The organism is Shinella pollutisoli, assembly GCF_024609765.1.
Taxonomy (GTDB): domain Bacteria; phylum Pseudomonadota; class Alphaproteobacteria; order Rhizobiales; family Rhizobiaceae; genus Shinella; species Shinella pollutisoli.
This window is the reverse complement of sequence record NZ_JANFDG010000044.1, coordinates 1-22,327: the sequence shown is the minus strand read 5'-3', so window position 1 is coordinate 22,327 and position 22,327 is coordinate 1. Positions and strand designations below refer to the sequence as shown.

The 22,327-nt window shown below is 64.8% G+C and carries 23 protein-coding genes and 1 pseudogene; 13 read left to right on the top strand and 11 right to left on the bottom strand.

Annotated elements, in window-relative coordinates:
* Positions 1–667 precede the first annotated feature (667 nt).
* The 4 genes from NNZ72_RS24130 to NNZ72_RS24115 all read left to right on the top strand — a co-directional run bounded on the left by NNZ72_RS24130 (position 668) and on the right by NNZ72_RS24115 (position 3,984).
* On the top strand, positions 668–1,351 hold the full coding sequence (locus NNZ72_RS24130; RefSeq protein ID WP_257318221.1) for a response regulator: 684 nt from the start codon (positions 668–670) through the stop codon (positions 1,349–1,351).
* A 9-nt stretch (positions 1,352–1,360) separates the two neighbouring features.
* Positions 1,361–3,277, top strand: coding sequence for a sensor histidine kinase (locus NNZ72_RS24125; protein ID WP_257318220.1), 1,917 nt, complete (start codon positions 1,361–1,363; stop codon positions 3,275–3,277).
* 184 nt (positions 3,278–3,461) lie between these two features.
* The gene (locus tag NNZ72_RS24120; protein WP_257318219.1) at positions 3,462–3,743 is read left to right on the top strand and encodes an EF-hand domain-containing protein; all 282 of its coding nucleotides are present in this window, start codon (positions 3,462–3,464) and stop codon (positions 3,741–3,743) included.
* Positions 3,744–3,777: 34 nt separating this feature from the next.
* Positions 3,778–3,984, top strand: a complete 207-nt coding sequence (locus NNZ72_RS24115; RefSeq protein WP_257318218.1) for a hypothetical protein — start codon at positions 3,778–3,780, stop codon at positions 3,982–3,984.
* Positions 3,985–4,116: 132 nt separating this feature from the next.
* On the opposite strand, the gene NNZ72_RS24110 is transcribed toward NNZ72_RS24115, so the two are convergent.
* From NNZ72_RS24110 to NNZ72_RS24075, 8 genes are all read right to left on the bottom strand, one after another.
* On the bottom strand, positions 4,117–4,731 hold the full coding sequence (locus NNZ72_RS24110) for a dimethylsulfonioproprionate lyase family protein (RefSeq protein ID WP_257318217.1): 615 nt from the start codon (positions 4,729–4,731) through the stop codon (positions 4,117–4,119).
* A gap of 52 nt (positions 4,732–4,783) precedes the next feature.
* On the bottom strand, positions 4,784–6,079 hold the full coding sequence (locus tag NNZ72_RS24105) for an NAD(P)/FAD-dependent oxidoreductase (RefSeq protein WP_257318216.1): 1,296 nt from the start codon (positions 6,077–6,079) through the stop codon (positions 4,784–4,786).
* A gap of 235 nt (positions 6,080–6,314) precedes the next feature.
* Positions 6,315–7,094 (bottom strand): transporter substrate-binding domain-containing protein, encoded by a 780-nt coding sequence (locus NNZ72_RS24100; protein ID WP_257318215.1) that lies wholly within the window; start codon positions 7,092–7,094, stop codon positions 6,315–6,317.
* Between the two features lie 45 nt (positions 7,095–7,139).
* Positions 7,140–7,853: an ABC transporter permease gene (locus NNZ72_RS24095; protein ID WP_257318214.1), complete on the bottom strand. Its 714-nt coding sequence runs from the start codon at positions 7,851–7,853 to the stop codon at positions 7,140–7,142.
* Complete coding sequence (locus NNZ72_RS24090) at positions 7,850–8,566, bottom strand: ABC transporter permease (protein WP_257318213.1); 717 nt, start codon at positions 8,564–8,566, stop codon at positions 7,850–7,852. The genes NNZ72_RS24095 and NNZ72_RS24090 overlap by 4 nt, the downstream gene beginning before the upstream one ends.
* Positions 8,563–9,444, bottom strand: coding sequence for an ATP-binding cassette domain-containing protein (locus NNZ72_RS24085; protein ID WP_257318212.1), 882 nt, complete (start codon positions 9,442–9,444; stop codon positions 8,563–8,565). The genes NNZ72_RS24090 and NNZ72_RS24085 overlap by 4 nt, the downstream gene beginning before the upstream one ends.
* Positions 9,445–9,829: 385 nt before the next feature.
* Positions 9,830–10,588 carry a TetR family transcriptional regulator C-terminal domain-containing protein gene (locus tag NNZ72_RS24080; protein WP_257318211.1) on the bottom strand — a complete coding sequence of 253 codons (759 nt, stop codon included), beginning with the start codon at positions 10,586–10,588 and terminating at the stop codon, positions 9,830–9,832.
* 355 nt (positions 10,589–10,943) lie between these two features.
* Positions 10,944–11,324, bottom strand: coding sequence for a hypothetical protein (locus NNZ72_RS24075; protein ID WP_257318210.1), 381 nt, complete (start codon positions 11,322–11,324; stop codon positions 10,944–10,946).
* 240 nt (positions 11,325–11,564) lie between these two features.
* Here NNZ72_RS24075 and NNZ72_RS24070 point away from each other — a divergent pair, with 240 nt between their 5' ends.
* The 6 genes from NNZ72_RS24070 to NNZ72_RS24045 are packed head-to-tail and all read left to right on the top strand — an operon-like array spanning position 11,565 to position 17,248.
* Positions 11,565–11,762, top strand: coding sequence for a hypothetical protein (locus NNZ72_RS24070; protein WP_257318209.1), 198 nt, complete (start codon positions 11,565–11,567; stop codon positions 11,760–11,762).
* Positions 11,743–12,819 (top strand): ABC transporter ATP-binding protein, encoded by a 1,077-nt coding sequence (locus NNZ72_RS24065; protein ID WP_257318208.1) that lies wholly within the window; start codon positions 11,743–11,745, stop codon positions 12,817–12,819. Before NNZ72_RS24070 ends, NNZ72_RS24065 begins: the two co-directional genes overlap by 20 nt.
* Before the next feature lie 30 nt (positions 12,820–12,849).
* The gene (locus NNZ72_RS24060; protein ID WP_257318207.1) at positions 12,850–13,812 is read left to right on the top strand and encodes an ABC transporter substrate-binding protein; all 963 of its coding nucleotides are present in this window, start codon (positions 12,850–12,852) and stop codon (positions 13,810–13,812) included.
* Between the two features lie 3 nt (positions 13,813–13,815).
* Positions 13,816–15,549 (top strand): ABC transporter permease, encoded by a 1,734-nt coding sequence (locus NNZ72_RS24055; RefSeq protein WP_257318206.1) that lies wholly within the window; start codon positions 13,816–13,818, stop codon positions 15,547–15,549.
* Positions 15,537–16,637, top strand: a complete 1,101-nt coding sequence (locus tag NNZ72_RS24050) for an MBL fold metallo-hydrolase (RefSeq protein WP_257318205.1) — start codon at positions 15,537–15,539, stop codon at positions 16,635–16,637. Before NNZ72_RS24055 ends, NNZ72_RS24050 begins: the two co-directional genes overlap by 13 nt.
* A gap of 8 nt (positions 16,638–16,645) precedes the next feature.
* On the top strand, positions 16,646–17,248 hold the full coding sequence (locus NNZ72_RS24045) for a dual specificity protein phosphatase family protein (protein ID WP_257318204.1): 603 nt from the start codon (positions 16,646–16,648) through the stop codon (positions 17,246–17,248).
* 77 nt (positions 17,249–17,325) lie between these two features.
* On the opposite strand, the gene NNZ72_RS24040 is transcribed toward NNZ72_RS24045, so the two are convergent.
* Positions 17,326–18,102 carry a CHAD domain-containing protein gene (locus NNZ72_RS24040; RefSeq protein WP_257318225.1) on the bottom strand — a complete coding sequence of 259 codons (777 nt, stop codon included), beginning with the start codon at positions 18,100–18,102 and terminating at the stop codon, positions 17,326–17,328.
* 41 nt (positions 18,103–18,143) lie between these two features.
* Between NNZ72_RS24040 and NNZ72_RS24035 the strand changes: the two genes are divergently transcribed.
* The gene (locus tag NNZ72_RS24035; RefSeq protein ID WP_257318203.1) at positions 18,144–19,109 is read left to right on the top strand and encodes an IS481 family transposase; all 966 of its coding nucleotides are present in this window, start codon (positions 18,144–18,146) and stop codon (positions 19,107–19,109) included.
* Here the strand turns inward: NNZ72_RS24035 and NNZ72_RS24030 are convergent.
* On the bottom strand, positions 19,059–20,147 hold the full coding sequence (locus NNZ72_RS24030) for a hypothetical protein (protein WP_257318202.1): 1,089 nt from the start codon (positions 20,145–20,147) through the stop codon (positions 19,059–19,061). The genes NNZ72_RS24035 and NNZ72_RS24030 overlap by 51 nt on opposite strands.
* 370 nt (positions 20,148–20,517) lie before the next feature.
* The gene (locus NNZ72_RS24025; RefSeq protein WP_257318201.1) at positions 20,518–20,901 is read right to left on the bottom strand and encodes a hypothetical protein; all 384 of its coding nucleotides are present in this window, start codon (positions 20,899–20,901) and stop codon (positions 20,518–20,520) included.
* A 222-nt stretch (positions 20,902–21,123) separates the two neighbouring features.
* Here NNZ72_RS24025 and NNZ72_RS25565 point away from each other — a divergent pair.
* Both NNZ72_RS25565 and NNZ72_RS24015 read left to right on the top strand, forming a co-directional pair.
* Positions 21,124–21,276 (top strand): annotated as a pseudogene (locus NNZ72_RS25565) (recombinase family protein); the annotation flags it as partial.
* 183 nt (positions 21,277–21,459) lie between these two features.
* Entirely contained in the window at positions 21,460–22,308 is an 849-nt protein-coding gene (locus NNZ72_RS24015; RefSeq protein WP_257318199.1) for a hypothetical protein, read from the top strand.
* The last annotated feature ends 19 nt before the right edge of the window (positions 22,309–22,327 follow it).

Here is a 22,327-nt window from a genome sequence, read left to right as displayed (position 1 = left end):
TCTGTTTGACCGTTGCCGGGTTCGCCCCTCAGAGCGCAGCCCGACAGCGGATGTCGGCAGGGGCTTGCCTTACCCTGCGTTGTGCGCGGCCTTTGGCCGCCTCTGCGGAAATCCTGAAAGACATGACAGTCACCCTGATCCGGATAGGTCGCCGCGCTTCTTCGCTCGGGCAATACAAAACCGGTCCGCACAGGCAAGGCCCGCACGGAAAGATAGAGCATTAACAATCCACTGTGCCGCACGTTCCGTCGGCCGGAACGACGCGTCACGAGACGCTGTCACCGCCTCGCTCCTGGCCCGATCAGATTTCGTCGCGCCTCTCGCACAGGCAGCAGTACTGAAGTGGATAAAAAGAGTCAACTATGACTCCGCAACTTTTTCGTGAACCCCGACAAGCCGCTGTAAATCCCGGCAGCTTTTCTTTCGCGGCCCGATTTCGGGCGTCGTCCCGCGGTCTCGGTCGAGGATTGAATCGAGACCGGCACGAGCAGGATCGTGCGGGACCGATGGGGACAGACGCGGAACGCCTCTCCTGCATCTGGAGCCGGCGCGCGGCCCTCCGCCCCTGTCGTTCCTATCGGCCCTTGCCCCGCTCCCCATAATCATGGCTTTCGCAGGACGCAAAAGCCGATCATCGTGGAGACGGAACTGCAAAGGGAGGATTCGCATGGCATCTGCGACCGCGGCGGAACGGACCGGTGAACCGATATCGGTCCTGATCCTGGAAGACGACGCGCCGACGCGCTGGCGGATCGCCGATGCGCTCTCGCATCATGGCGAGTTCGACGTCGCCGAGGCGGCGACCCTCGCGGAAGCGCGCCAGCGGCTCGCGGAAAGCGATCCGGACGTGCTGCTGACGGATCTCCAGCTTCCCGACGGCAACGGAATGGAGTTGATACGCGAGGTCCGGCAGCGCAACCGGACGACCGAGATCATGGTGATCTCCATCCTGGGCGACGAGCAGAGCGTCATCTCGGCCATCCTGCTCGGCGCGAACGGATACCTGCTGAAGGACGCCTTCCCCACCGACATCGCCGACACGGTGCGCGACCTGCTGCGCGGCCACTCGCCGATTTCCGCCTCCATCGCCCGCTTCATCGTCCGCCGCACGCAGGAAAGGCCGGGCCGGGCCGGGCATTCCGACCTCGACACCGCAAGGCTCACGCCGCGGGAGATCGACATCCTCTGGGGCATCGCGAAGGGCTTCAGCTATGCCGACATCGCCGATCATCTGGGCATTTCGCGGCAGACCGTTCCGGGCTACATAAAGACCATCTACCGCAAACTCGAGGTGAACACCCGCGGGGAAGCGGTCTTCGAGGCGCTGCAGCAAGGCCTCATCAGGTTCTAGAACCCGTCCATGGTCGCGCCCATTCCCCTTCCGATGCCGAAAAATCGCTGGATCGCGGGCTATCTGCTCGTCCAGGCCGTCATCGCCCTCCTCTGCGTCATCCTCTTTTACCGGCCGGATCTGCCCCTGCCGCCGCATGAATACCGGCTCACCCACGCCGAGGTCAGCACCGACGCGAAGACATGGACGCAGGCGCAGCTGCCCTATTTCCGGCCACGCGACATCCCTCCCGACACGCCCGTCCTCCTGCGGACGGAATTCGCCTATCCGTCCGCCGACGCGGAGAAGGCCTGGTCGATTTTCATTCCGCGCTTCACCAGCGGCGTGGAGATCGTGGTGAACGGCGCCGTCATCCTGGACAGCCGCCGCATGCGCTCGGTCGGCCGCATAGACCGGAACGTCGCCGTCATCGCCCCCATACCTCTCGCGCTGCTCCATGATGGCGCCAACGAGCTCGTCGTCAGGCTTCATCTTTGGGGGCCGCTGACGGGCTATCTCGACGCGCCCTATGCGGGACCGGATTCGGAACTCCGGCAGGCCTATGGCGGCCGTGCCTTCCTCTTCGCCACGCTGCCGCTCGCGCTTGCCATCTGGCAGGCCATGGTCGGCATGATCCTCGGCCTGATCTTCTTCGCCCGGCCCCATGAGAGGGCCTATGGCTGGCTGGCCGCGGCCATGGCGGTGGGAACGGTGCAGCACTTCATCCCCATGCCGGCATCGGCCCTGCTGCGCGGCCTGCTCGGCGCCTCCGGCTCGCTCGAATGCGCGCTTGCCGTGCATTTCGCAGCCCATCTCACCGGCTTGCGGATCCGGCCGTGGGGGGTGTTCCTCTTCCTGCCCGCCGCGCTCGTCCTCCTGACCGCGCTTCTCGGGCCAGCGGAGCTGCTGCCCACGATCTACGGCCTGTTCGGCCTGCCGAGCATCGGCCTCTTCGTCTCCATGGTCGCCGTCATCCTCGGACGGGCGGCGGTCGCCCGGCGGGACTGGAGCCTCGCCTATCTCGGCTCGACGCTGACCGTCGTCGCGGTCTTCTGGGTTCACGATGCGATGACCATCATGGACGCCCTGCCGGGCGAACGCATCCTGCTCGGCCGGCTTTCCTATTCCACGGTGCTGATCGCGATAGGCCTCGGCCTGACGTGGCGCTTCGTGCAGGCGCTGAACCAGGCCGACGATTTCACCGCCCGGCTCGTCGAGCAGGTGCGCGAGGCCGAGAAGAAGCTTCGCGCCTCCTTCGCGCGCGAGGAGGAGCAGAGCCGCAAGGAGGCGCTCGCCGCCGAGCGGACGCGGCTCATGCGCGACCTGCACGACGGCCTCGGCGGGCAGCTCGTCAGCATCGTCGCAATGGCCGAGCAGACGGGGGGAACGAAGATCGGCGATGCGGCACGCGCCGCGCTCAAGGATCTGCGGCTCGTCATCGATGCGATGGAGGAGATCGACGGCGACCTGATGCTCGTCCTCGGCTCCTGGCGCGAACGCATGGCGGCACAGTTGCGCGCCCACGACATCGCGCTTTCGTGGCAGGTGCTGAAACCCGAGGGATTGCCGATCTTCCCGGGCCTGCGGCCCTGGCACGTCATCCAGATCGTCCGCCTGCTCGACGAGGCCGTGACCAACGCGATCAAGCATTCGGGCGCCGGGACGCTGAAGGTCGTGATCGACTCGGTCGCCGGCGACGACGGCTCCCCGGGCGGCCGCATCACCATCGAGGACGATGGAAGAGGGTTCTGTGCGCAGGAGGCTTCGTCCGATCCCGGGCATCGCCTGCCGGGCGGGCGGGGCCTCCTCAACATGAAGAAGCGTGCGGAATTCTGCGGCGCCACGCTGGACATCGCGTCCGGCGGGAACGGCACGCGCGTCGATCTCTGGCTGCCGGCGTCCGCGGGCCTGGCAGCCCCTGGCGAGGCGTCCTTCCCGCACGGCTGAGAGCCTCCGACCGGCGGCCGGCCGCCGCGCGGACGCGTGACCCGCGGCGGCAGGACCCCATGAACATGGGATGGTCGCCGGAAAGCCACCTGATAAACCTTTCCCTGCCCGGCCCGACGGCACCGGCGCGAATCCGCGTCGCTGCCGATCGGCAACCAACACGAAAGCACAAGAGGAAAATCCCATGGCATTCATCAGGACCATGCTGCCCGTCATCGCTCTCGCCATGAGCGCGGGGATAGCCCCCGCGATGGCCCAGCAGGAGCTCTTCCTGTCGGCCGATGCGAACGGCGACACGACGCTCGACAAGATGGAGTTCCGTACGTTCATCGACGGCCTCGCCCAGTCCGGCAAGCCCATCGCACAGAAGATCAAGGCCGCGGGTCGCTACAACATGGCTTTCGGCCGCATCGACAAGAACAGGGACGGCGTCGTTTCGCCGGACGAGCTCAGCGCGCTGAAGTAACGGCACGGTCCCCAAGCGACAGGGGAGAAGAACGATGTGCCGGTCTCTCAGAACCGTCGTGGCCCTGCTGCTCGTCGGAGCCTCCGGCGGAAGCGCCCTCGCCGCAGACGCCCTCCGCCAAGTCGTCGCCGGGCATCCGACGGCGCGGCAGGTGACGCGCTATCTGCAGTCGACCGGCACATTGCAGGCCGTAAACACCGTGGACCTCGTCGCCCGCGCGTCCGCCTGCGGGACGATCTGAGCGGGAGGATGCGCTGCTCCAGCACCGGCGAGGTGCATGACGGCCGGGAAGATCGGCCGACGCCCGAAGCGCCCGGAGCAACGATATTCGGTATCGACCGCGAGGCCACGGTCGACCTGTAGCCGGCCGAGATCACGTGGCCCTGGGATCGAACAGGCACCAGACCGCCAGGAACGGAGAATGACCGGAGGACGCCATCGCATGCACAATTCCGGGCTTGTTATGGAACGTGCCGCCGATCCCCGGTGTTTCCCAGTCGTCATCCCCGTGGCGGAAGCGCCCGTCGGTGAGGACGAGGTAGATCTCCTCGGGCGAATGATTGTGATCGGGATACCGCACGTCCGGTGCCAGAAGCGAGAGACCCACCCAGACATCGCGACGATCCTCAATTCCCCCGGGACCGACGATCATGGTATTGGCGTGCCCGTCTCTGAAGGACTCGCTCGCCGTCGGCGCGGCACCCTCTCGCCTGTCCCACGACAGGAGGGGTGCAAGGGCAGCTATTCCAAGAGCCACGTCCTTCAGCGCGCCTCCCCGGCGGATTGCCGGCTCCAGCGCTGCGTCGAGAAGGTCGCACGCCGGCAGACGGGCGCCATCGCCGATCGTTTCCGGTTTTGGCGTCGCAAGTGCCGCGAATACACGGCGCAGGCACGCTTGCGTCTCCGGACGCGGCGCACCCGTTTCAACGGCTTTTTTCACCGCGTCGAGAAAACCTTGCAGTGCGGGGGATCGTTCGATCGTGCTCATGACGGTGCTCCGGATCGGCGCTGGCGGGAATGTCGAGGTCGTTTGTCGTCCATCAGCGCTCCCTGCCCGCCTGCCACTGCTCGAAGGCTATCTGCAGGGTCGCCCCGATGCGTCTGAACGGTTCCGGAGGAAGCCAGGTCGGCGTTCCGAGCTCGAGACGATCGCGCAGGAGAGACGAGCGCAGACCGCTGGCGTGTTCGGCCAAGAGCTTGCCTTGAATGGTCCCCCTGAGAACCCCCGCCCCTCCGCATCCGACGGATGCATACATCCCCGGTTTGACCTGCCCGAAGAAATAGTTGTCATTGTGGGTGATGGCCGTGAGGCCGCCCCACACATGCTCGAATTCATGGCTGCGCATTCGCGGGAACCTGCGGCGGTACAGCTGCGTCAGCATCCTGCGAGCGTCCGCAGTGCCGAGCTCCTTCTCATAGGAATCGCCGCTTCGGATGAGGAGGCGCCGCTTCGTCTTCCGCATTGTGGTTCCCATGCGATGCCCCGGAAGGACACCCCATGCGTCCTCGGCGCCCAGCAGCGCGAGCTGATCGTCGTCGAGTTGCGGCGTAAGTGCGCCGTAGGTGTAGATGCCGATCATCCGATTGCGGGCGATTCCGAGAGACCGCGCATGCAGATTGTTGGTCACGAAAACCCGGTCCGCGACAAACTCGCCACGGTTCGTCTGGATAAGGAAGGGAGCGCTGTCGCCCAGGGACCGGACGGTGGTGTTCTCTCTCAGCCTTACGGCCGCAGGCAACGTGTCCGCGAGGCCGCGATGCAGGGCCGCCGGCTGGACCAGGGCCCGGGTCAGGGACCGTATCGCGTATCTGTAATACTCGGTCCCGAGCATCCGGGAAAGCTCCGGCCGGGAGTACTCCTCGGGGTCCAGGTCCCATGCGCGATAGGTCTCGCGCGTCTGGCGGACCGATTTTTCGACCGCCGGCGTGGCCGCAGCGGTTATAGCGGGCGTGTTTTCATCCCAGTCGCAATCTATGGAATGTTCGCTCACCAGCGCACGGAGCCAATCCAGGCCCGCTTCCACAAGCCCCATCTGCCTCGTCGCCCATTCCTTCGCAAATCCGGCAGCATTGGCGCTTGGCTCGCCCGGATTGACGAGGAGAAATCCGGAATTCCGTCCCGAGGCCCCTTCGCCTATGGTCGACGATTCCAGGAGGAGCACCTCTTCCCCGGGCGCAAGTTCGGCGAGACGGCGCGCGGCCGCCAATCCGGTGTAACCCGCGCCGATGACGGCGGTGCGAAAACGTCGGGTCGTCGTCTCGTCTTCCCGGTTGCGACGCTGTGGCAGCAACGCGTTCCAGCCGGACGGCGACTTGTAGGAAGGGGCATTTTGCATTTCATGTACTCGACGTTGATCGACAACCGGTCGCCTTGATCGGACAGGTATTTCCCGGAAATATTCGACGCCTTCCGGTTTCGGCCTCAGGCCGTTGCCGGGGTTCGTCGCGGGGGACAGCTTGAAGCGACGGTGCCGCATTGTTGCGGGAGAGCCGGGAAACCATGTTTTCACTGCGCATTTCGAGAGGATGCCCCAAGGCCGGACGGTACCGGCCTCGGGGCGAACGTCCTCGTCATTCCCCGTAGATATCGAACGGGAAATACTTCTCGTTTATCTTCTTGTATTCGCCGCTTTCACGAACCTTGCGAATTCCGCTGCTGATGGTATCGCGCAAGAGGTTCTCGCCCTTGCGGATGCCCATCCCGACACCGGTGCCGAAATATTTCGGGTCGTCATATTCGGGCCCCTTGAATTCGTAGTCCTTGCCCCGGTCGGAGTTGAGGAAATCGAAAAGGAGGACGGTGTCGGAGAAAACCAGATCGACCCGGCCGGCCTCCATATCCAGATAAGCCTGCTCGAGCGTCTGGTAGGACCTCATGACGGATTGCGGCAGCTCCGCCTTGACGTAGGCCTCCTGCCAGGCGCCCCCCTGGACGCCGATCACAACGCCATCGAGCCCCTCAGGGGTGTAATCCCATTCCTTGTCTTTCCGGCCGACGAAACGGTTTCCCGTCGCCCAATACTTGTCGGTAAAATCGACGGCCTTCTTTCGCTCCTCGGTGATCCCGAGGCCGATGATGACGTCGTATTTCCCGACCTGGAGGCCCGGGATGATCCCGTCCCAGTCCTGTATCACGAATTCGCACCGGATCTTTTCCGCCGCGCAGATCGCATTCATGATATCGACGTCGAAGCCCTGGACCTCGCCGTTCGTGTCGACGAAGTTGAACGGCGGGTAGGCGCCTTCGATGCCGATCCGCACCGGGTCCGGCAGGCTTTCCTGCGCCGCGGCGGGCGTCAGGCCCAGCAGCGGCACCATCAATGCCAGTGAGATAATCCACGATCTTGCCATTTGCTTATTCCCCTCCTTGCGTTGAATTGAAGTTCGATGTCCCTGCTACGCGTTCCGCACCGGCATCGTGTTGGGCGGCCGCCGCCGTTCGGGATGCAGCCACGCATCGGCGACGTGGACCGCAACCACCGCGACCATGTTGATGAGCAGGTAGATCACCCCGGCCGCGATGAAGACCTCGAAGACGGCGTAGGTGCGGGAGATGATCTGCCGGGCGATCCCGGTTACCTCGAGAAGCGTGACCGTGCTCGCGAGCGACGTCGCCTTGATCATGAGGATCAGCTCGTTCCCGTAGGCGGGCAGCGCCTGCCGCGCCGCCACCGGGATCACCACGCGTCGCATGATCGTCAGCCGCGACATTCCGACGGCGTGGGCAGCCTCGATGTGCCCCGACGGCACGGAAAGGACGCCGCCCCTTATTATTTCGCTCACATAGGCCGCCGTGTTGAGGGCCAGCGCTATCGTCGAGCACCAGAACGGATCCCGCAACACGACCCAGAAGATGCTTGCCCGGACCGCATCGAACTGGGAAAGCCCGTAATAGAGCAGGAAGAGCTGCACCAGCAGCGGCGTGCCGCGGAAGACGAAGACATAGCCCTTTGCCAGCAGCTGGAGCGCGACGAAGCGCGACTGGCGCGCGACGGTCAGCCCGATCGCCAGCACCAGGCCGGTGGAGACGCTCAGCAACGCCAGCTCCAGCGTGAGCCGCACGCCTTCCAGCAGCGTCGGAAAACTCTCCAGGATCATCTGGAAGTTCATGGCCGCGCCTCCTTCAGCCCTCGTCCGGAGAAGATCTCGGCACGGGCGAAGAGACGCGCGGAGCCCCACGTGAACAGAAGATAGATCAGGGCCGCGACGAGATAGAACGTGAATGGCTCGTGCGTCACACCCGCGGCCATGTTTGCGCTTCTCATGATTTCGGCCAGTCCGGTGACCGATATCAGGGAGGTATCCTTGAGCGTCGTCTGCCAGACGTTGTTCAGGCCGGGCAAGGCAACCCGCAGCGCCTGTGGGAACAGGATCCGCGAAACGATGACCCATCTCTTGAGCCCCAGGGCCATCGCCGCCTCCACCTGGCCCTTCGGGACGCTCGCGATCGCGCCCCGGATCACCTCCGCGGAGTAGGCTCCCGAAATGAGGCCGACGGACAGGACGCCGATGGCGAATGCGTTGACCTCGATGTAACCGCCGTAGCCGAACGACAGCCTGACGATCGCCATGATCATCGAGCTGGTGCCGAAGAAGAAAAGGTAGATCACGAGCAGTTCCGGGATGCCGCGAACCAGCGTGGTGTAGACGAGAGCGAGTGCCCGCAGCCAAGCGTGCGGCGATCTCGAGGCCATGGCGGCAAGCGCTCCCGGGACGAGGCCGAACGCAAACGAGGTCACGGCCACGGCGATGGTCATCAGCGCGCCGATCAGAAGCGTGCTGCCCCATCCTCCCGGGCCGAACGAGAGGAGCGTGAGCGTCATGGGGCTCGCTCCCCGCCGCCGCTGAGGAAGTCCCGGAGACGCTGAGGCGCGCCGCCGCCGAACAGATCGCGCGGCGCACCCTGTGCGGCCACTCTCCCGCCCTGCAAGAAGACGAGCCGGCTGGCGACGTCTCTCGCGAACGCCATCTCGTGCGTGACGATCACCATGGTGGTGCCTTCGGCCGCCAGCTGGCGCATCACCCTGAGAACCTCGCCGACAAGCTCCGGATCGAGCGCCGACGTCGGCTCGTCGAACAGGATGGCGTGCGGGGCCATCGCGAGCGCGCGGGCGATCGCGACACGCTGCTGCTGGCCGCCCGACAAATGCGCCGGATAGGCGTTCTCCTTTCCGGAAAGGCCGACCTTCGCGAGATATGCGCGCGCCCGATCGGCGGCCTCGCGCCTGGACAGGCCGAGAACGAAACGGGGGCCTTCCATGAGGTTTTCGAGAACCGTCCGATGATCCCAGAGATTGAATGCCTGAAACACCATCCCGACTTGCGAGCGGAGGCGCTCGACCTGCTTGCGCCTGGCGCGTTCGTGCGGCGCGCCGTCGAAGGCTATCTGCTCACCGCGAAACCTGAGCGATCCGGCATCGGGCGTTTCGAGAAGGTTCATGCATCGCAACAGCGTCGATTTCCCCGAGCCGCTCGATCCGACGATGGCGATGACATCTCCACGGTTCGCTTCGAGCGAGACGCCGTCGAGGACCTTGTGCGCTCCAAACCACTTTTCCAGGTTGTCCGCTTCGATGATCGTCTCGCGATCCGCGGCCGCACCGGGATCTCGGTCTCCGGCCGTCGCTTTGCGGTCGATACGGACAGGGTCGGGACCCGTCGTCTCGTCATCCGCGGCGAGGCAGCATCCGTCCATCACCATTGCCCGGATTCTTCTCGCGTGGTGGCGCGATCGCATTGCGGATGGGATGGGCGACCGTCTTGGTCCTCGCCGTCTCCATGCTCGTAAGAAGCCATTCCTCACCTCCCTCGGCCGATTTTCCGCCGCGTTAGGGGGAAGCTATCTCTTATTGAAAATTCTTTCAACAAGAATTGCATGCCAGCATGTGCACAAGAGAAGTCGTGCCCCGGCACCGGCACGTTTCCGGAAACGTGCCGGTGCCTTGGAGATCGGTCCCGCCGGAGGGCGGCGCCCGGATTCCTGGAATTAAGCGGCGATATCGAGCGGTATCTGTCGCCGAAACCAGCAACCGCGGTCACGGTTTGACCGTCGTGGAGATAGTCTCCGCGTCAATCGCCGTTTGACGTCAGGGGAGTTGCGTCTGCCGTTCGGTTGACGGGCCGGAAGGAGTCCCGAGAGTTTCGTCGTTCTGGGACTTCGAGCCGGCCGGTTGCGGCGACCCCAGATCCCGCCTGGGCTTGAGACGGCTCAGGGGGCCTAACTGCACTTCCAGGAGCGCGTAACATCCTTCGACGGCGTCCAACTGAGATACGGCGGTCGGGTCGAGACACCACTCCAGCCACAGACCGTCGAAAAGGGCGATGAAGTTCATCGCAAGCTGCCCGGAGTCGACGCTGCGCCCGCGCTCAGCCGCAAGCGCTGCTATTTCCAGCTGAAGCGCCTCGCGATATTCGCGCCAAAGCTGACTGTGCTGAATCCTTAGCGCCTCGTTCTTGGCGATCTCGCCCCAGAGCGAAAGCCAGATATGGAGGTTGGCCTTGGAGAAATGCTTTTCCGAGAACTGGGCCTGGATGAGGGCGCACAGTCGCTGTTCGGGGGTGCTTTCGTCGGCATTGGCCCGGTTCATGCGAGCCTCGACGATCTGCTGATGGATGTCGTCGTAAAGGGAAGCCCGATAGACCTCGGCCAGGATTTCGTCCTTGCCGGAGAAATGATGCGCGACGAGGCCGATGGAGACCTTCGCCTCCTTGCGGATGTTGTCGGTCGTCAACGCCGTGATCCCGCCTCGCGAAAGGCATCGCGTTGCGGCCTCGATCAGCATCCGGCGGCGCACCGCCGGCAACTCGCGGCTGAATCTCGGTCGTCGCGGTTTGGTCTCCGTCATTTCTCAAGCCTTTGGTGACACGACAACTGCTGGCTGTGGCACTCGGAAGAGAGCAGCTTGGTCTGCTTATGTCAGATTGAAGAGTCCCCGTCACCCTTTTCGGACTCGGGCGATGGCGGCGCTTCGTCGATGATGTCGAGGGAAGGTGAGGCGCAGCGCTTCGTCCGCCGGGCCGAGGACCACAAGGCGCGTCCGGCAAGGACATTCGAGTTCATCGCCCGCGCATCTTGTCACGGTGCCGTGAAAGGCAACGGATCAGCGAGAACAGCCGGCAACCCGGTTCGGCGACGTGAGCGTGGATCCCGCGCAAAGGGTCAACCGTCCGAAGCGAGGACAGTCCGGGGAACCACGTCCGTCAGTCGCCGCCGCCGGTCATGTCCTGGGTCGACGTCGCGCAGTAGCGTGCCTTCCCGGTCGAGCCGTCGGCCTGCTCCAGGATGGCAGGGCAATCCTCGGGCGCTGCCAGCTTGCGCACGCTCGCCAGATCGCCCGCCAGTTCGATGAGGAAGCTGTGGCGCGACGCATCCGCCGGCGGATCGTGGTCGAAATAGTCGAACTGGGCAGGGCTGCGGAAGCAGCCGGCTTCCTTCAGCCCCACCTTGCCGTTCTCGAGGATCGGGCGGATTCGCCCGAGACGCTGCTCGCACTCCGCGAGCGTGTCGGTGTTGACGAAGCTTGCGGAAAGATCGCCGCCCGGAAGCAGCGTGAGGATGATCATGACGATGCCGGTGTTCACGTTCGAAAGTCCTGCCCTGCCAGCGGAAAGGGATGGTTGGTGCCCATGCTCTGCGCATCGACGACGGCGTCACCGACGGTCGCCGGTTAGCGCGACACGACTCGCCTTCTCGCGCCTCACTGCCCCGGGGGGTCCCTGCTGCACCTCGCGGGATGGCGCCAAGACACTGTTACCGCACAAAGCGCCTGCTGAGAATACGGAACTTGACTGACATAATCATGTTTCGAGCCGGACCCGGACATGAACAAGACGAGGCGGCCGGGCATGCACGCAGGGCCGGCGGATAGCCACATCCGTGCAGGCCTCCCGGTGCATCGGCCGAATGTCATAAAACTGAATCACGCTCCCGATATTGCGCATCGCAAGACACGGAACGCCGATCCGGGCGCTCCGGAGACGACGATGGAGGGGCCCTTCGATGGCTTCGATTTCCCTTGAAAGCGTATCCAAGGCCTATGCCCGCAAGCGGGTGCTGGCCGAGGTGTCGCTGGACGTGGCGGAAGGTGAATTCGTCGCGATCCTCGGCCCTTCGGGATGCGGCAAGACGACGATGCTGCGGCTGATCGCCGGCTTCGAGCAGCTCGACGCCGGAGCGATCCGGTTCGGGCGCGAGCAGGTCGCCTCGCCCGGCAGGAGCGTCCCACCCGAAAAGCGCAATGTCGGCATCGTCTTCCAGAACTACGCCCTCTGGCCGCATATGAGCGTGGCCGATAATGTCGGCTATGCGCTGAAGGTCGCCGGCGTATCGCCCGGGGAGCGGCGGCGGCGCAGCGTCGAAGCGCTCGCCACGGTCGACATGGACATGCTGGCGGACCGCTCCCCGGCGGATCTGTCCGGCGGCCAGCGCCAGCGCGTGGCGCTCGCCCGCTGCCTGGCCGCCAGGCCGTCCGTGATGCTGCTCGACGAGCCGCTCGCCAATCTCGACGTGCATCTGCGCGCCGCGATGGAGCGGGAGTTCTCCGCCTTCCACCGCCGCACCGGCGCGACCATGATCTACATCACGCACGACCAGTCCGAAGCCATGGCGCTCGCCGACCGCATCGCCGTCATGGACGCCGGCCGCATCGTCCAGTTCGCCCGACCGCGCGATCTCTATCGCGAACCCGGAAGCGAGATGGTCGCGCGCTTCATCGGCAACGGACTGGTCCTGCCGGTCAGCGACCTGCGCGCCGACGCCCGTCCCGGCCATGTCGAGGTCGACGTCTTCGGCCGGCGTCATGCCGTCCGCGCGCGTCGCGGGCAGGCCCCTGCGGCCGCCGCGCGCCTCAGCGTCCACCCCGACGATCTCGTGCTCGCCAGCGACGAGGCCGGCGGCTTCGATGCGGAGGTCGAGCGGATCACCTATCGCGGCAGCCATATCGAGGTGCATTTCCGCCCGCGCCGCGCGCCGGACCTCTCATTGAGCCTGCATGCCCCGCATGACCGGGCGATCGAGCCCGGCGCGCGCATCTCCGTCCGCGTCGGCGACGGCTGGGTCCTGCCCGACGCCGCCTGACCTTTCCTCCCCCAAGCAAGAGGTTTTCCCATGCGCTTTCTCTCCCTCCTTCCGGTCGTGCTTCTGGCCGGCGCCGCCCATGCCGAAACGCTCACCCTCTATACGTCGCAATCTCCCGAGATCGCCCAGCAGACGGTCGACGCCTTCCAGGCCAGGCATCCGGAGATCAAGGTCGAGTGGACCCGCAACGGCACCAGCCAGCTTCTCAACATCCTGCGCGCGGAAATCGCCGCCGGCGACGTCAAGCCGGACGTGCTGCTGGTGGCCGACACCATCAATCTCGGCCAGCTCAAGGCCGAAGGCCGGCTGATGGCCTATCCCGAGGCGAAGGTGGAGGCCTATGACCCGGCCACCTACGATAAGGACCGGATGTTCTTCGGCACCAAGATCATCTCCACCGGCATCGCCTACAACACCCAAGCGGCGAAGCCCGTCGAAAGCTGGTCGGAGCTGCTTGCGGAAGAGAACAAGGGGCAGATCGCCGTGCCGAGCCCGCTCTATTCCGGCGCGGCGCTCAACCACCTGCACAGCGTCATCGACGTCCCGGGCATCGGCTGGGACTTCTATCGCAAGCTCGCCGCCCTCGACATCGCGCCCGATGGCGGCAACGGCCCGGCGCTGAAGGCCGTCGCCAGCGGCCTTGCAAAATACGGCATCATCGCCGATGCGGACGTGATCCGCGCCAGGGCGAGCGGCTCGCCGGTGGAGCTGGTCTTCCCGAAGGAGGGCGTCTCCTTCATCACCGAGCCGGTGGCGATCATGTCCACCGCCAAGGAACCCAAGGCGGCGAAGGCCTTCGTCGACTTCCTGCTCTCCGACGAGGGCCAGGAGCTGGTCGTGCGCCAGGGCAACATGCCGATCGACCCGAAGGTCGCGCCGCCCGAGGGCTTCCCGGCGCTTTCCGAGATCAAGCTGCTGCCGATGGACGCCGACAAGGCCGTGAAGACCGACGCGCAGGTGCGCGAGCAGTTCACCGAAATCTTCGGCGGCTGAACGATGGCCGACCTTGCGGCCGTCATGCCAGGGGAGCGCCGGCAACTGCCGGCGCTTCGCATGGGCGCCGAGACGCTGGTGCTGATCCTCCTCGCGGTGTTCGTCACCGCGATGTCGATCGCGCCGCTCACCCGGCTGGTTCTCGCCGCGCTGGCACCGGAAGGCGTGCCGGACCTCTCCCATGCCTGGGACGTCCTCGCCCGGCCGAAGGTCTTCCGCGCCGCGCTCAATTCGCTGCATGTCGCTCTGCTTTCGACGGTGTTCGCCGTCGCGGTCGGCGGGTTTGCGGCGATCCTCACCGTCCATTGCAGCATGCGTCTCAAGGCCATCTGGGTCTTCGGCTTCGTGCTGCCGCTGATGATCCCGCCGCAGGTGACGGCGCTCGCCTGGGTGCAGGCCTTCTCGCCGACGAGCCCCGTGCTCGGCTTGCTCGGGCTGGCGCTGACGCCCGGCAGCCGCCACCCGCTGTTTTCCTCCTGGGGCATCGTCCTCCTGCTCGGCGTCTACAACGCGCCGCTCGTCTTCCTCACCGTCCGTGCCGCCCTGCACCGCGTGCCGGCCGATCTTTCCGAAGCCGCGCGCGCCGCCGGGGCGGGCAGGATGCGGGTGATCTGCACGATCCTCCTGCCGCTCGCCCGCTCGGGCATTCTCGCCGGCGCGGCGATCGCCTTCGTCTCGGCGATCGGCAATTTCGGCATCCAGGCCATGCTCGGCATTCCGGCGCGCTTTCCCACCCTCATCACGCTCGTCTACCAGACGCTCAACAGCTACGGCCCGGCCGCGCTTTCCGACATGGCGCTGCTGTCGCTCCTGCTGTCGCTGATCACTGTCTGCGGCATCGCGGTCGCCAATTGGCTCGGCCGGCGCGGCGACCTGCGGGTCGAGGGCCTCGGGCGTCCGGCCGAGATCGATCTCGGCGGCGCAAGGCGCTGGGTCGAGGCCGGCGCGTGGCTCTACCTGATCACCACGCTGCTGCTGCCGCTTTCCGCCCTCTTCGCCACATCGCTCGTCAAGGGCTTCGGGCAGGAGCTGACATGGGCGACCGTGACGCTGGAGAATTACGCGAGCGCCCTCATCCGTCAGGCCTCCATCCGCGACGCCTTCGCCACGAGCTTCGTCCTGACGATCGCCGCCGTGCTGATCCTCGGCGTGGTCTCGCTCTTCCTCGCCTACTTCCTGAGCTGGCGGCGCGGGCCGGTGGTGCGCGCGCTGCAGATGGCCGCGGAACTGTCCTATGTGCTGCCCGGCATCGTCCTCGGCGTGGCGATGATCCTGTTCTTCCTGAAGCCGCTGCCCCTCGTCGGGGTCTCCATCTACGGCACGGTCTGGATCATCCTCGCGGCCTACCTCTCCAACTTCCTCGCGCTGGCGCTACGGCCGCTGCTCGGCGGCTTCGCGCAGGTCGACCGCGCGCTGGAAGACGCCGCCCGCGTCGCCGGCGCCGGCTTCCTCCAGCGCATGCGCGACATCGTGATGCCGCTGCTCGCCCCGGCCATGGTCGCCGGCGGCATCATCGTCTTCATGTCGGCGCTCAACGAGATCCAGGTCTCGATCCTGCTCGTGTCGTCCAGCGCGCGCACCATCGGGCCGATGATCGTGTTCCTCGAGGAGGGCGGCTCGTCGACCCTTGCCGCGGCCGTGGGCTGCCTCATGGTGCTCATCGTTCTCCTGCTGATGTCCGTCACCTCGCTCTTCTCCTCGCGGCTTCCGAAGGGAGCGCTGCCTTGGCTCGACTGACCGCGATCAGCGGCGTCGGCGGCAAGCTGCCGGCGGCCTTCCTGCTGGAAATCGAGGGAAAACGGCTGCTGCTCGATCTCGGCGAGGGACCGGAGCCCGGCGTGTTCCCCTCCGTCGAGGGTATCGGTGCGGTCGACGCCATCTGCCTGTCCCACGCGCATGTGGATCATGCCGGCGCGCTGCATCTCGCGGACGATCTCGGCGATCCGCCGGTCTACGCGACGCGGACGACCTTCGACAGTCTCGGCTCCCGCGCGCCGAAGGCAACGCGCCGCCGCATCCTGCCGGTGAGCGGTGCGGCCGAGATCGCAGGCGTGCCGGTCACGCTCGGCCGTTGCGGGCATGCGCCGGGCGGCGTGTGGTTTCATTTCCCCCACGCGGGCGGCATCCTCTATACGGGCGACTGGAGCGTCGAATCCGGGCTGCTGCCCTTCGACCCGCCGCCGCCCGCCCGTCTTCTCGTGACCGACGCATCCTATGGCGACCGGGACACGAACCTCGCCGACCAGATCGACGCCATCGCCCGGATGGCCGCGGCCGGCGCGGTCCTGCCGGTCCCCGGCGGCGGACGCGGCCCGGAAATGGCCACGGCCCTCGCCGCCCGCGGCCTGCGGCCCCGCGTCTGTCCGCAGGTCCTGCGCGAAATGCAGGTCCTCGCCGGCGACGACCTCTCGGTGAACACGAATGGACGGCAGGCGCTTCGTGATTTTCTCGCCGGGGCACCCGGCGGCGACTGGCGGCCGACGGATATCGTCGTTGCAGCCGAGGCCAATGCGGAAGCCGGCCTTTCCGCCGCGCTTCTGCACCGGCTGGAAGAGGGATTCCGCTTCATCTTCTCCGGTCACGTGCCGCGCAACACACCGGCGCACGGACTGCTTGCGACCGGCCGGGCCACCTGGCTGCCCTGGAACGTGCATCCGCGGCGGCGGGACGTGCTTGAGCTTGCGGCCCGGACGGGCGCAAGCCGGGTCGTGCCGGCCTTCGTGGAACCGGATGCCATGCCGCAGCTCGGCGAAAGCCTCGGTAACCGCCTTCTTACCGATCGCACGATCGCGCTGGCGTCGCCCGCCGAACATGGCAACGGATAGGAACGATCATGACGTCCAGCAACGCCACGCCTCTCCTCACCGAAGAGCAGGAGGACGCCACCCCGGTCCTCTTGCCCGTCTTCGAAGGCATCAACGCTAAAGGGGCTACGCTCTATATCGGAAACCGCGTTGCCGCCGCCGACGGGCGATTGCTTCTCCGGCACGGCATCACCTCGACCATGAACCTTGCCGTGAACATCGAGATGCCGCCACTCGTGCTGCCGGACGGCACGCATGTCCGCCGCACCCAGATCGGCCTGATCGACGGCCCGGGAAACGTCCCGCAGCATCTCCTCGCCGCGGTGCTGGCGCTTCATGGCATGGCCGAACAGGCGAGCCCCGGGAAAAGCCACTACCCCGCGCATCGAAGCGGCAACGTCCTGGTTCATTGCCGCGGGGGCCGCAGCCGTTCCGCCACCGTCATCACCCTCTACCTCCACCTTTTCCACCGGGCAGGCTTTCCGACATTCGACGAGGCGCTTCGCCATGTGAGAAAGATACGCGGCCTGGATCGGACCCAGCCCCAGCCGGCGATGCTCGATCTCGCCGGGAACGTACTTGAGCTCCTTGCGGTGGATCGTCTCGATCCACGGTCGACCCGGAGGCCTTGAACGGCAAACCGCTGGAACAGCGTGGCTGCGACGACGACAGCCATCATCGTCCGGAAGAGCCGATGCCGCCCCCTCATTCAGCGCCAGAAGCGCTTTGCGTCGCAGAAGGCGTCATGCGCCTCCACCGCGGCCTTCAGGATCCTCGCCGCGTCCGTCCCCTTCTCCGGCATCTCCATTTCGGGGAAAACACCGCCGAGGCCGGCCTCGGCAAGGTGCTTCGACCTGTTCGCCCTGTCGTTCAGCAGACCGAGGGCATCCTGCAGCGTCTTGAGCGTTTCGAGAAAATGGCGGTAGCGGCGCTGCTGTTTCCCGCCTTCGAAGAGGCAGGCGAAGAATTCGGCCGCGTAGCGCAGCTTCTTGGTGTCCTTGCGCAACGCATGGCGCGCCTCGTCATCGAGATCGGCAAGGTCGCGGCCGCGCTTCTTCACCTTCCGCCGCAAGCGGTCGAGCGCGGCGATCGCGAAATCGCGCAGCGGCAGTGCGCGCATGTCCGCGGAGGACGGGCGGCGGCGCCAATCGCCACAGGCAAGCCACTCCGACAGGTCCAGCATCAGCGCCCGCGCCCGAGCCGAGGACAGGGCGGCGATCGCCCTATCGAAGGCCTCGCGGCGTGCCTGCTCCAGCGCCGCGCGCTCTGCCGCATCCCGCCGTTTCGGTATCAGGACGTCGAGGTCGCGCACCGCGCCGAGGACGCCGGCAAGCCAGCGCAACTCGTCCTTCAGGCGATCCAGCGTGTCGTCCCCGACCACCGGCGCAAACGCCGCCAATGCCGAACGCAGGCGCCGGAGGGCGACCCGCGCCTGGTGCACCACGTCCACGTCGCCACGCGCAAGTGTGTAGTCCCGGACTGTGATGGTGCGTCATTGATCCTGAGTCGTCAGGAGGAGGATGCATTATGGGAAGTATTCTTCACGGCAGCGCCCGCACGACGCCGCGTCTTCGAGCCGAACTCCAAGCGTCGCAAGAAAGCACCCGGTCCCTTGCCATCCGCTACGGCCTGAACCCGAAGACGGTGGCCAAGTGGCGCGAGCGGACCACGACGACCGATGCGCCGATGGGGCCTAAGTCTCCCAAGAGCACCGTGCTGACGCCTGCGGAGGAAGCCATCGTCGTGGCTTTCCGGCAGAAGACGTTGCTGCCACTGGATGACGTTCTGGGCTGCTTGCGCGATACCATCCCCAACCTCAATCGCAGCGCGCTGCACCGCTGTTTGCAGCGCCATGGCATATCCCGACTGCCGGTCGAGGAAACCAGGGATCGACGCAAGCGGTTCAAAAGCTACGAGATCGGTTACGTCCACATCGACAGTTGCGAGTTGCGCCATGCCGAGGGCAAGCTGGTCATGTTCCTCGCCATCGACCGGGTTTCGAAGTTCACCCATGTCGAGTTCCACGACTGCGCTGGAAAGATGGAAGGCGCAGCCTTCCTGCGCAACGTGGTGGAGGTCTTCCCCTACCAGATCCACACCGTGCTGACCGACAACGGCATGGCCTTCGCCGACCTGCCCAAGAACCGTACCGGCCCCAGCCGCCGTTTCCTCGGTCCGCACATCTTCGACCGCGTCTGCATCGCCAACGGCATCGAGCACCGGCTGACCAAGCCCTACCATCCCTGGACGAACGGCCAGGCCGAGCGGATGAACCGAACCATCAAGGACGCCACCGTCAAGGTCTACCACTATGACGACCTGGAAAGCCTCAAGGCCCATGTCCTGGCCTTCGTCACTGCCTACAACTTCGCCAAACACCTCAAGGCGCTGCGATGGCGAACGCCCTATCAGGCAATCTGCGACGCCTGGACAAAGGACCCGTCAATCTTCAAAATTAATCCGCACCATCTCATTCCGGGACCGCACACCTAAAGCGTTCTCGATGGATTTCGCTTCCGCCTGGAGGATTTCCTTCGCAGCGGCAAGAGCAGTAGCGGCGAACTCGGCGGTCGCCTCCGCAGACCTCGAAACTGTGCTCGCCGCGTGTTGTGTGCTGTCGATAAGTTGCCGGATCGAACCTGCCATACGATCCACGACGGCTTTCACTGGAGTGACAGCAGCAACGAGAGAGCTAGTTGCTCCATTGAAGGTACCTGCAGCCTTTTCTGAAGCGTCGGCACCGGCCTTCACCCCATCGGCCATGCGTCGCATGTCGGATGTGCCTTCGTTCAACTGCTTGACCAGCCCCTCCAACCTGGAGCCTATTTCAGCCAGAGGCGCGAGCAAGCCGGCGCCGGCTTTCTCGGAAACCTCTTCCGCGACCCGAGCAATCTCCGCACTGGTGCGGCTGAACACGTCTGCCACGTCCTTGCCGGCATCGCCGATTGCCGAGCTCACCTGCTGACCTGCAAGTTTCATGCGTTCCTGAGCGGCTTCTGTTCCTGTCCGCGCTGCGGATTCGATCTCCTGCTTGAAGGATTCAGCCGCCTGGCGCATGTCCTCGGCCGCCGCCGACATGGCGCGCGCACCTTCGCCCGTATTGTCGCGAATGCCCTCGAGCGTCCAGTTCATGACCGCAAGGAGCTTCTCTGCACCTTCGTTGAACGTCCCCCCGGTTACCTCGGCCATACTCGTGATAGCCGCACGGAGGTCTTCAACAGCTTGAGCGACACGCTCCGTCACGCCTTCCATCTCCGAGCCTATCCGCCCCGAGCTTTGATCGAAACGGTCAGCAAGCAACCCAAGCCTTTCACCTGCATCCGAGATTTTCTGGCTAGCCTCGGTTAGCGCAATACCGATTGAATCCGTGAGCTTGTCCGAAATTCCGGACACCATGTCTCCCACACCCTCTGCGCCGAGTTTGCCCACTCTCTCTACGATCGGTGCCATTGCACCGGCGATCGAACTCTGGATTGCCGCCGGGAGCTCCTCTCTCAAGGGACGGCCAATCTCTGCGACCAACTCTGTCAATCAATCGGAAATGCTCCCGCTGTTCCCGGGTTGCCTTCAGCTGTTCTGTGGCAAGGGCCTCCAGACTGATGTAGGTGAGACGCTGCTCAATGGCGGCACACAGTTCATGGATCGACTGCTCCAGTCGCCCGTAGATGCTTCTAAGAAGGATCGTGAAGACGATTGAGCAGAAAAGCCCGGTCAACGACATAATGAACTTCGCCGAGGCCACAGAAAGCAGCTGTCGCATGACACCGCTATCGATCTCTGCTCCTTGCGCCATCGTTGAGAGAGCGGCGATCAACCCCAAGAACGTCAGAAAAAGCCCAACCGAAACAAAGAGCCCGGGCACGATGCGCCAAAAGCCAATCCCAAACCCAAGTCCTCTGGATTAAGAAACATGAACGGTCGGACGGCATTGCGAAGCACGACCTTCGCCGTCTTCTTCGTGAGGTACAAGCATCTCCTTGTACTTGCCCCACGCCGCCGCCAGTTGCCGGCGGTATTTGTTTGTACTGCTTTCCCTGATTGAGGCGGACAGAACATCAATATCACGGCTGAATTCAGTACCCGTAGCACTGTTCTGAATTTCGCGCGTGAGCCATTTAACTGCTTTCCGGCGCTGAAAGACTTTCAAAAAGAAAGCCGCAGTAAAAGCCACCAGGAGAACGACAATTCCTAGAGCGACAATACCCGGTGCGGCCACGTCCTTTACGAGATAATTCGCCGCACCAAGAATCAAGGTGACAACGAAACTTCCGATTTCCTGAACCACTAATTCTATCCCCAACCGTTACCAATGATCGGCAACGGATTAGAAACTATTCGAGGCACGGTCGTGCAATCAAGCACACCCGTGCAGTTTGGCCAAGGCTTCACAAAATTGAACTTCGATGTGATTTATTTTCCACAACTTAAGAGAGAGCTTTTGAACCTTGCTTGAAGTCCGAGAGCTCGGAGCTTCCCACGCAGCGACTGGTAAGGAGCTCCTGACAGAATTGAGTTCCGCGGCCATCGCGACCGCGGCGCCGGCATCCTGAACAACGAGACCTATATTGGCCGGATCGTCTATAACCGCCGCCGCTTCGACAAGAACCCGGAGACGGAGAGCCGCGAGGCCCGCCTGAATGACCGGAGCGAATGGGTCGTCGGCGAAGCGCCCGAACTCCGGATCGTCGACGACGAGCTGTGGACCAGGGTCAAGCAGCGCCAGCTGGAGGTCAAAGCGAGCTTCAGCCATACGACGACGAACCGGCTGAACCGGGCGCACCGCCCGCAATATGTGCTGAGCGGCCTGCTCGAATGCGCACACTGTGCCGGTCCCTACGCCATCATGGCAAAAGACCGCTACGGCTGCACGAACCGCCAGAAGAAGCTGCCCATCGAACATCTCGGTGGCATCGTCTGCACCAACTCCAAGACGATCGCCCGCAAGGAACTCGAGCAGCGCGTCCTCGATGCCATCCCCGACAACCTGCTCTCGACCGACCAGATCACCTCGATCCAGGACAGGGTGAACAAGGAGATGGCCGCAAGTCGCAAGGCCGGGGAGCGGTCGAAGGACAAGCTTGAGGCCGGCCTGCGGGAGGCGACCCGCAAGCAGGAGGCCATCGCCAATCAGATCACCGAGCGCCTGCTGGCCGGCCAGCCGAAGATCGATGCCTTCGACCGCATGCTCGACGAGCTCCAGAAGCAGTGCGAAGCCATGCGGCAGGAACTCGACCAGGTGTCGGCGCGGAAGAAGACGGCATTCAAGCCCTTCACCCTCAACCCCTCCATGTGCAACCTCATGACGAAGGCGCTGACCATGGCCGTACGCGCCGGCAATTCCGAGCACGATGCGGTGAAGGGACATTTCAATGTGGTGAGAGAGCTGGTCCAGAAGGTTGTTATCGCCCCCTCCCCCGACGGGAAGTCCGCGGACCTGACGATCCACGGCCGGCTGGCGACGATCCTCGCCTCGATGAAGGCGTTCCACGAGCACAGCAAGGCCATGCGAGCGGATTTCACAGACGACTACGCCCGCCGGGTTAGGGCGGGCGAGCTGAAGGGACAGAAGGAGAAGATCGACTTCCAGGCCCGCTTCCGCGCCATCCTCGCTGATGAGGAGGCGGACTGGAAGCGGCTACAAGTTTCAGTGGTTGCGGGGGCAGGATTTGAACCTGCGGCCTTCAGGTTATGAGCCTGACGAGCTACCGGGC

Excerpts from the sequence above, each read along its gene's own strand:
- NNZ72_RS24130 (WP_257318221.1), top strand. The coding sequence starts at position 668 with ATGGCATCTGCGACCGCGGCGGAACGGACCGGTGAACCGATATCGGTC.
- NNZ72_RS24125 (WP_257318220.1), top strand. The coding sequence starts at position 1,361 with ATGGTCGCGCCCATTCCCCTTCCGATGCCGAAAAATCGCTGGATCGCG.
- NNZ72_RS24120 (WP_257318219.1), top strand. The coding sequence starts at position 3,462 with ATGGCATTCATCAGGACCATGCTGCCCGTCATCGCTCTCGCCATGAGC.
- NNZ72_RS24115 (WP_257318218.1), top strand. The coding sequence starts at position 3,778 with ATGTGCCGGTCTCTCAGAACCGTCGTGGCCCTGCTGCTCGTCGGAGCC.
- NNZ72_RS24110 (WP_257318217.1), bottom strand. The coding sequence starts at position 4,731 with ATGAGCACGATCGAACGATCCCCCGCACTGCAAGGTTTTCTCGACGCG.
- NNZ72_RS24105 (WP_257318216.1), bottom strand. The coding sequence starts at position 6,079 with ATGCAAAATGCCCCTTCCTACAAGTCGCCGTCCGGCTGGAACGCGTTG.
- NNZ72_RS24100 (WP_257318215.1), bottom strand. The coding sequence starts at position 7,094 with ATGGCAAGATCGTGGATTATCTCACTGGCATTGATGGTGCCGCTGCTG.
- NNZ72_RS24095 (WP_257318214.1), bottom strand. The coding sequence starts at position 7,853 with ATGAACTTCCAGATGATCCTGGAGAGTTTTCCGACGCTGCTGGAAGGC.
- NNZ72_RS24090 (WP_257318213.1), bottom strand. The coding sequence starts at position 8,566 with ATGACGCTCACGCTCCTCTCGTTCGGCCCGGGAGGATGGGGCAGCACG.
- NNZ72_RS24085 (WP_257318212.1), bottom strand. The coding sequence starts at position 9,444 with ATGGTGATGGACGGATGCTGCCTCGCCGCGGATGACGAGACGACGGGT.
- NNZ72_RS24080 (WP_257318211.1), bottom strand. The coding sequence starts at position 10,588 with ATGACGGAGACCAAACCGCGACGACCGAGATTCAGCCGCGAGTTGCCG.
- NNZ72_RS24070 (WP_257318209.1), top strand. The coding sequence starts at position 11,565 with ATGAACAAGACGAGGCGGCCGGGCATGCACGCAGGGCCGGCGGATAGC.
- NNZ72_RS24065 (WP_257318208.1), top strand. The coding sequence starts at position 11,743 with ATGGCTTCGATTTCCCTTGAAAGCGTATCCAAGGCCTATGCCCGCAAG.
- NNZ72_RS24060 (WP_257318207.1), top strand. The coding sequence starts at position 12,850 with ATGCGCTTTCTCTCCCTCCTTCCGGTCGTGCTTCTGGCCGGCGCCGCC.
- NNZ72_RS24055 (WP_257318206.1), top strand. The coding sequence starts at position 13,816 with ATGGCCGACCTTGCGGCCGTCATGCCAGGGGAGCGCCGGCAACTGCCG.
- NNZ72_RS24045 (WP_257318204.1), top strand. The coding sequence starts at position 16,646 with ATGACGTCCAGCAACGCCACGCCTCTCCTCACCGAAGAGCAGGAGGAC.
- NNZ72_RS24035 (WP_257318203.1), top strand. The coding sequence starts at position 18,144 with ATGGGAAGTATTCTTCACGGCAGCGCCCGCACGACGCCGCGTCTTCGA.
- NNZ72_RS24015 (WP_257318199.1), top strand. The coding sequence starts at position 21,460 with ATGGCAAAAGACCGCTACGGCTGCACGAACCGCCAGAAGAAGCTGCCC.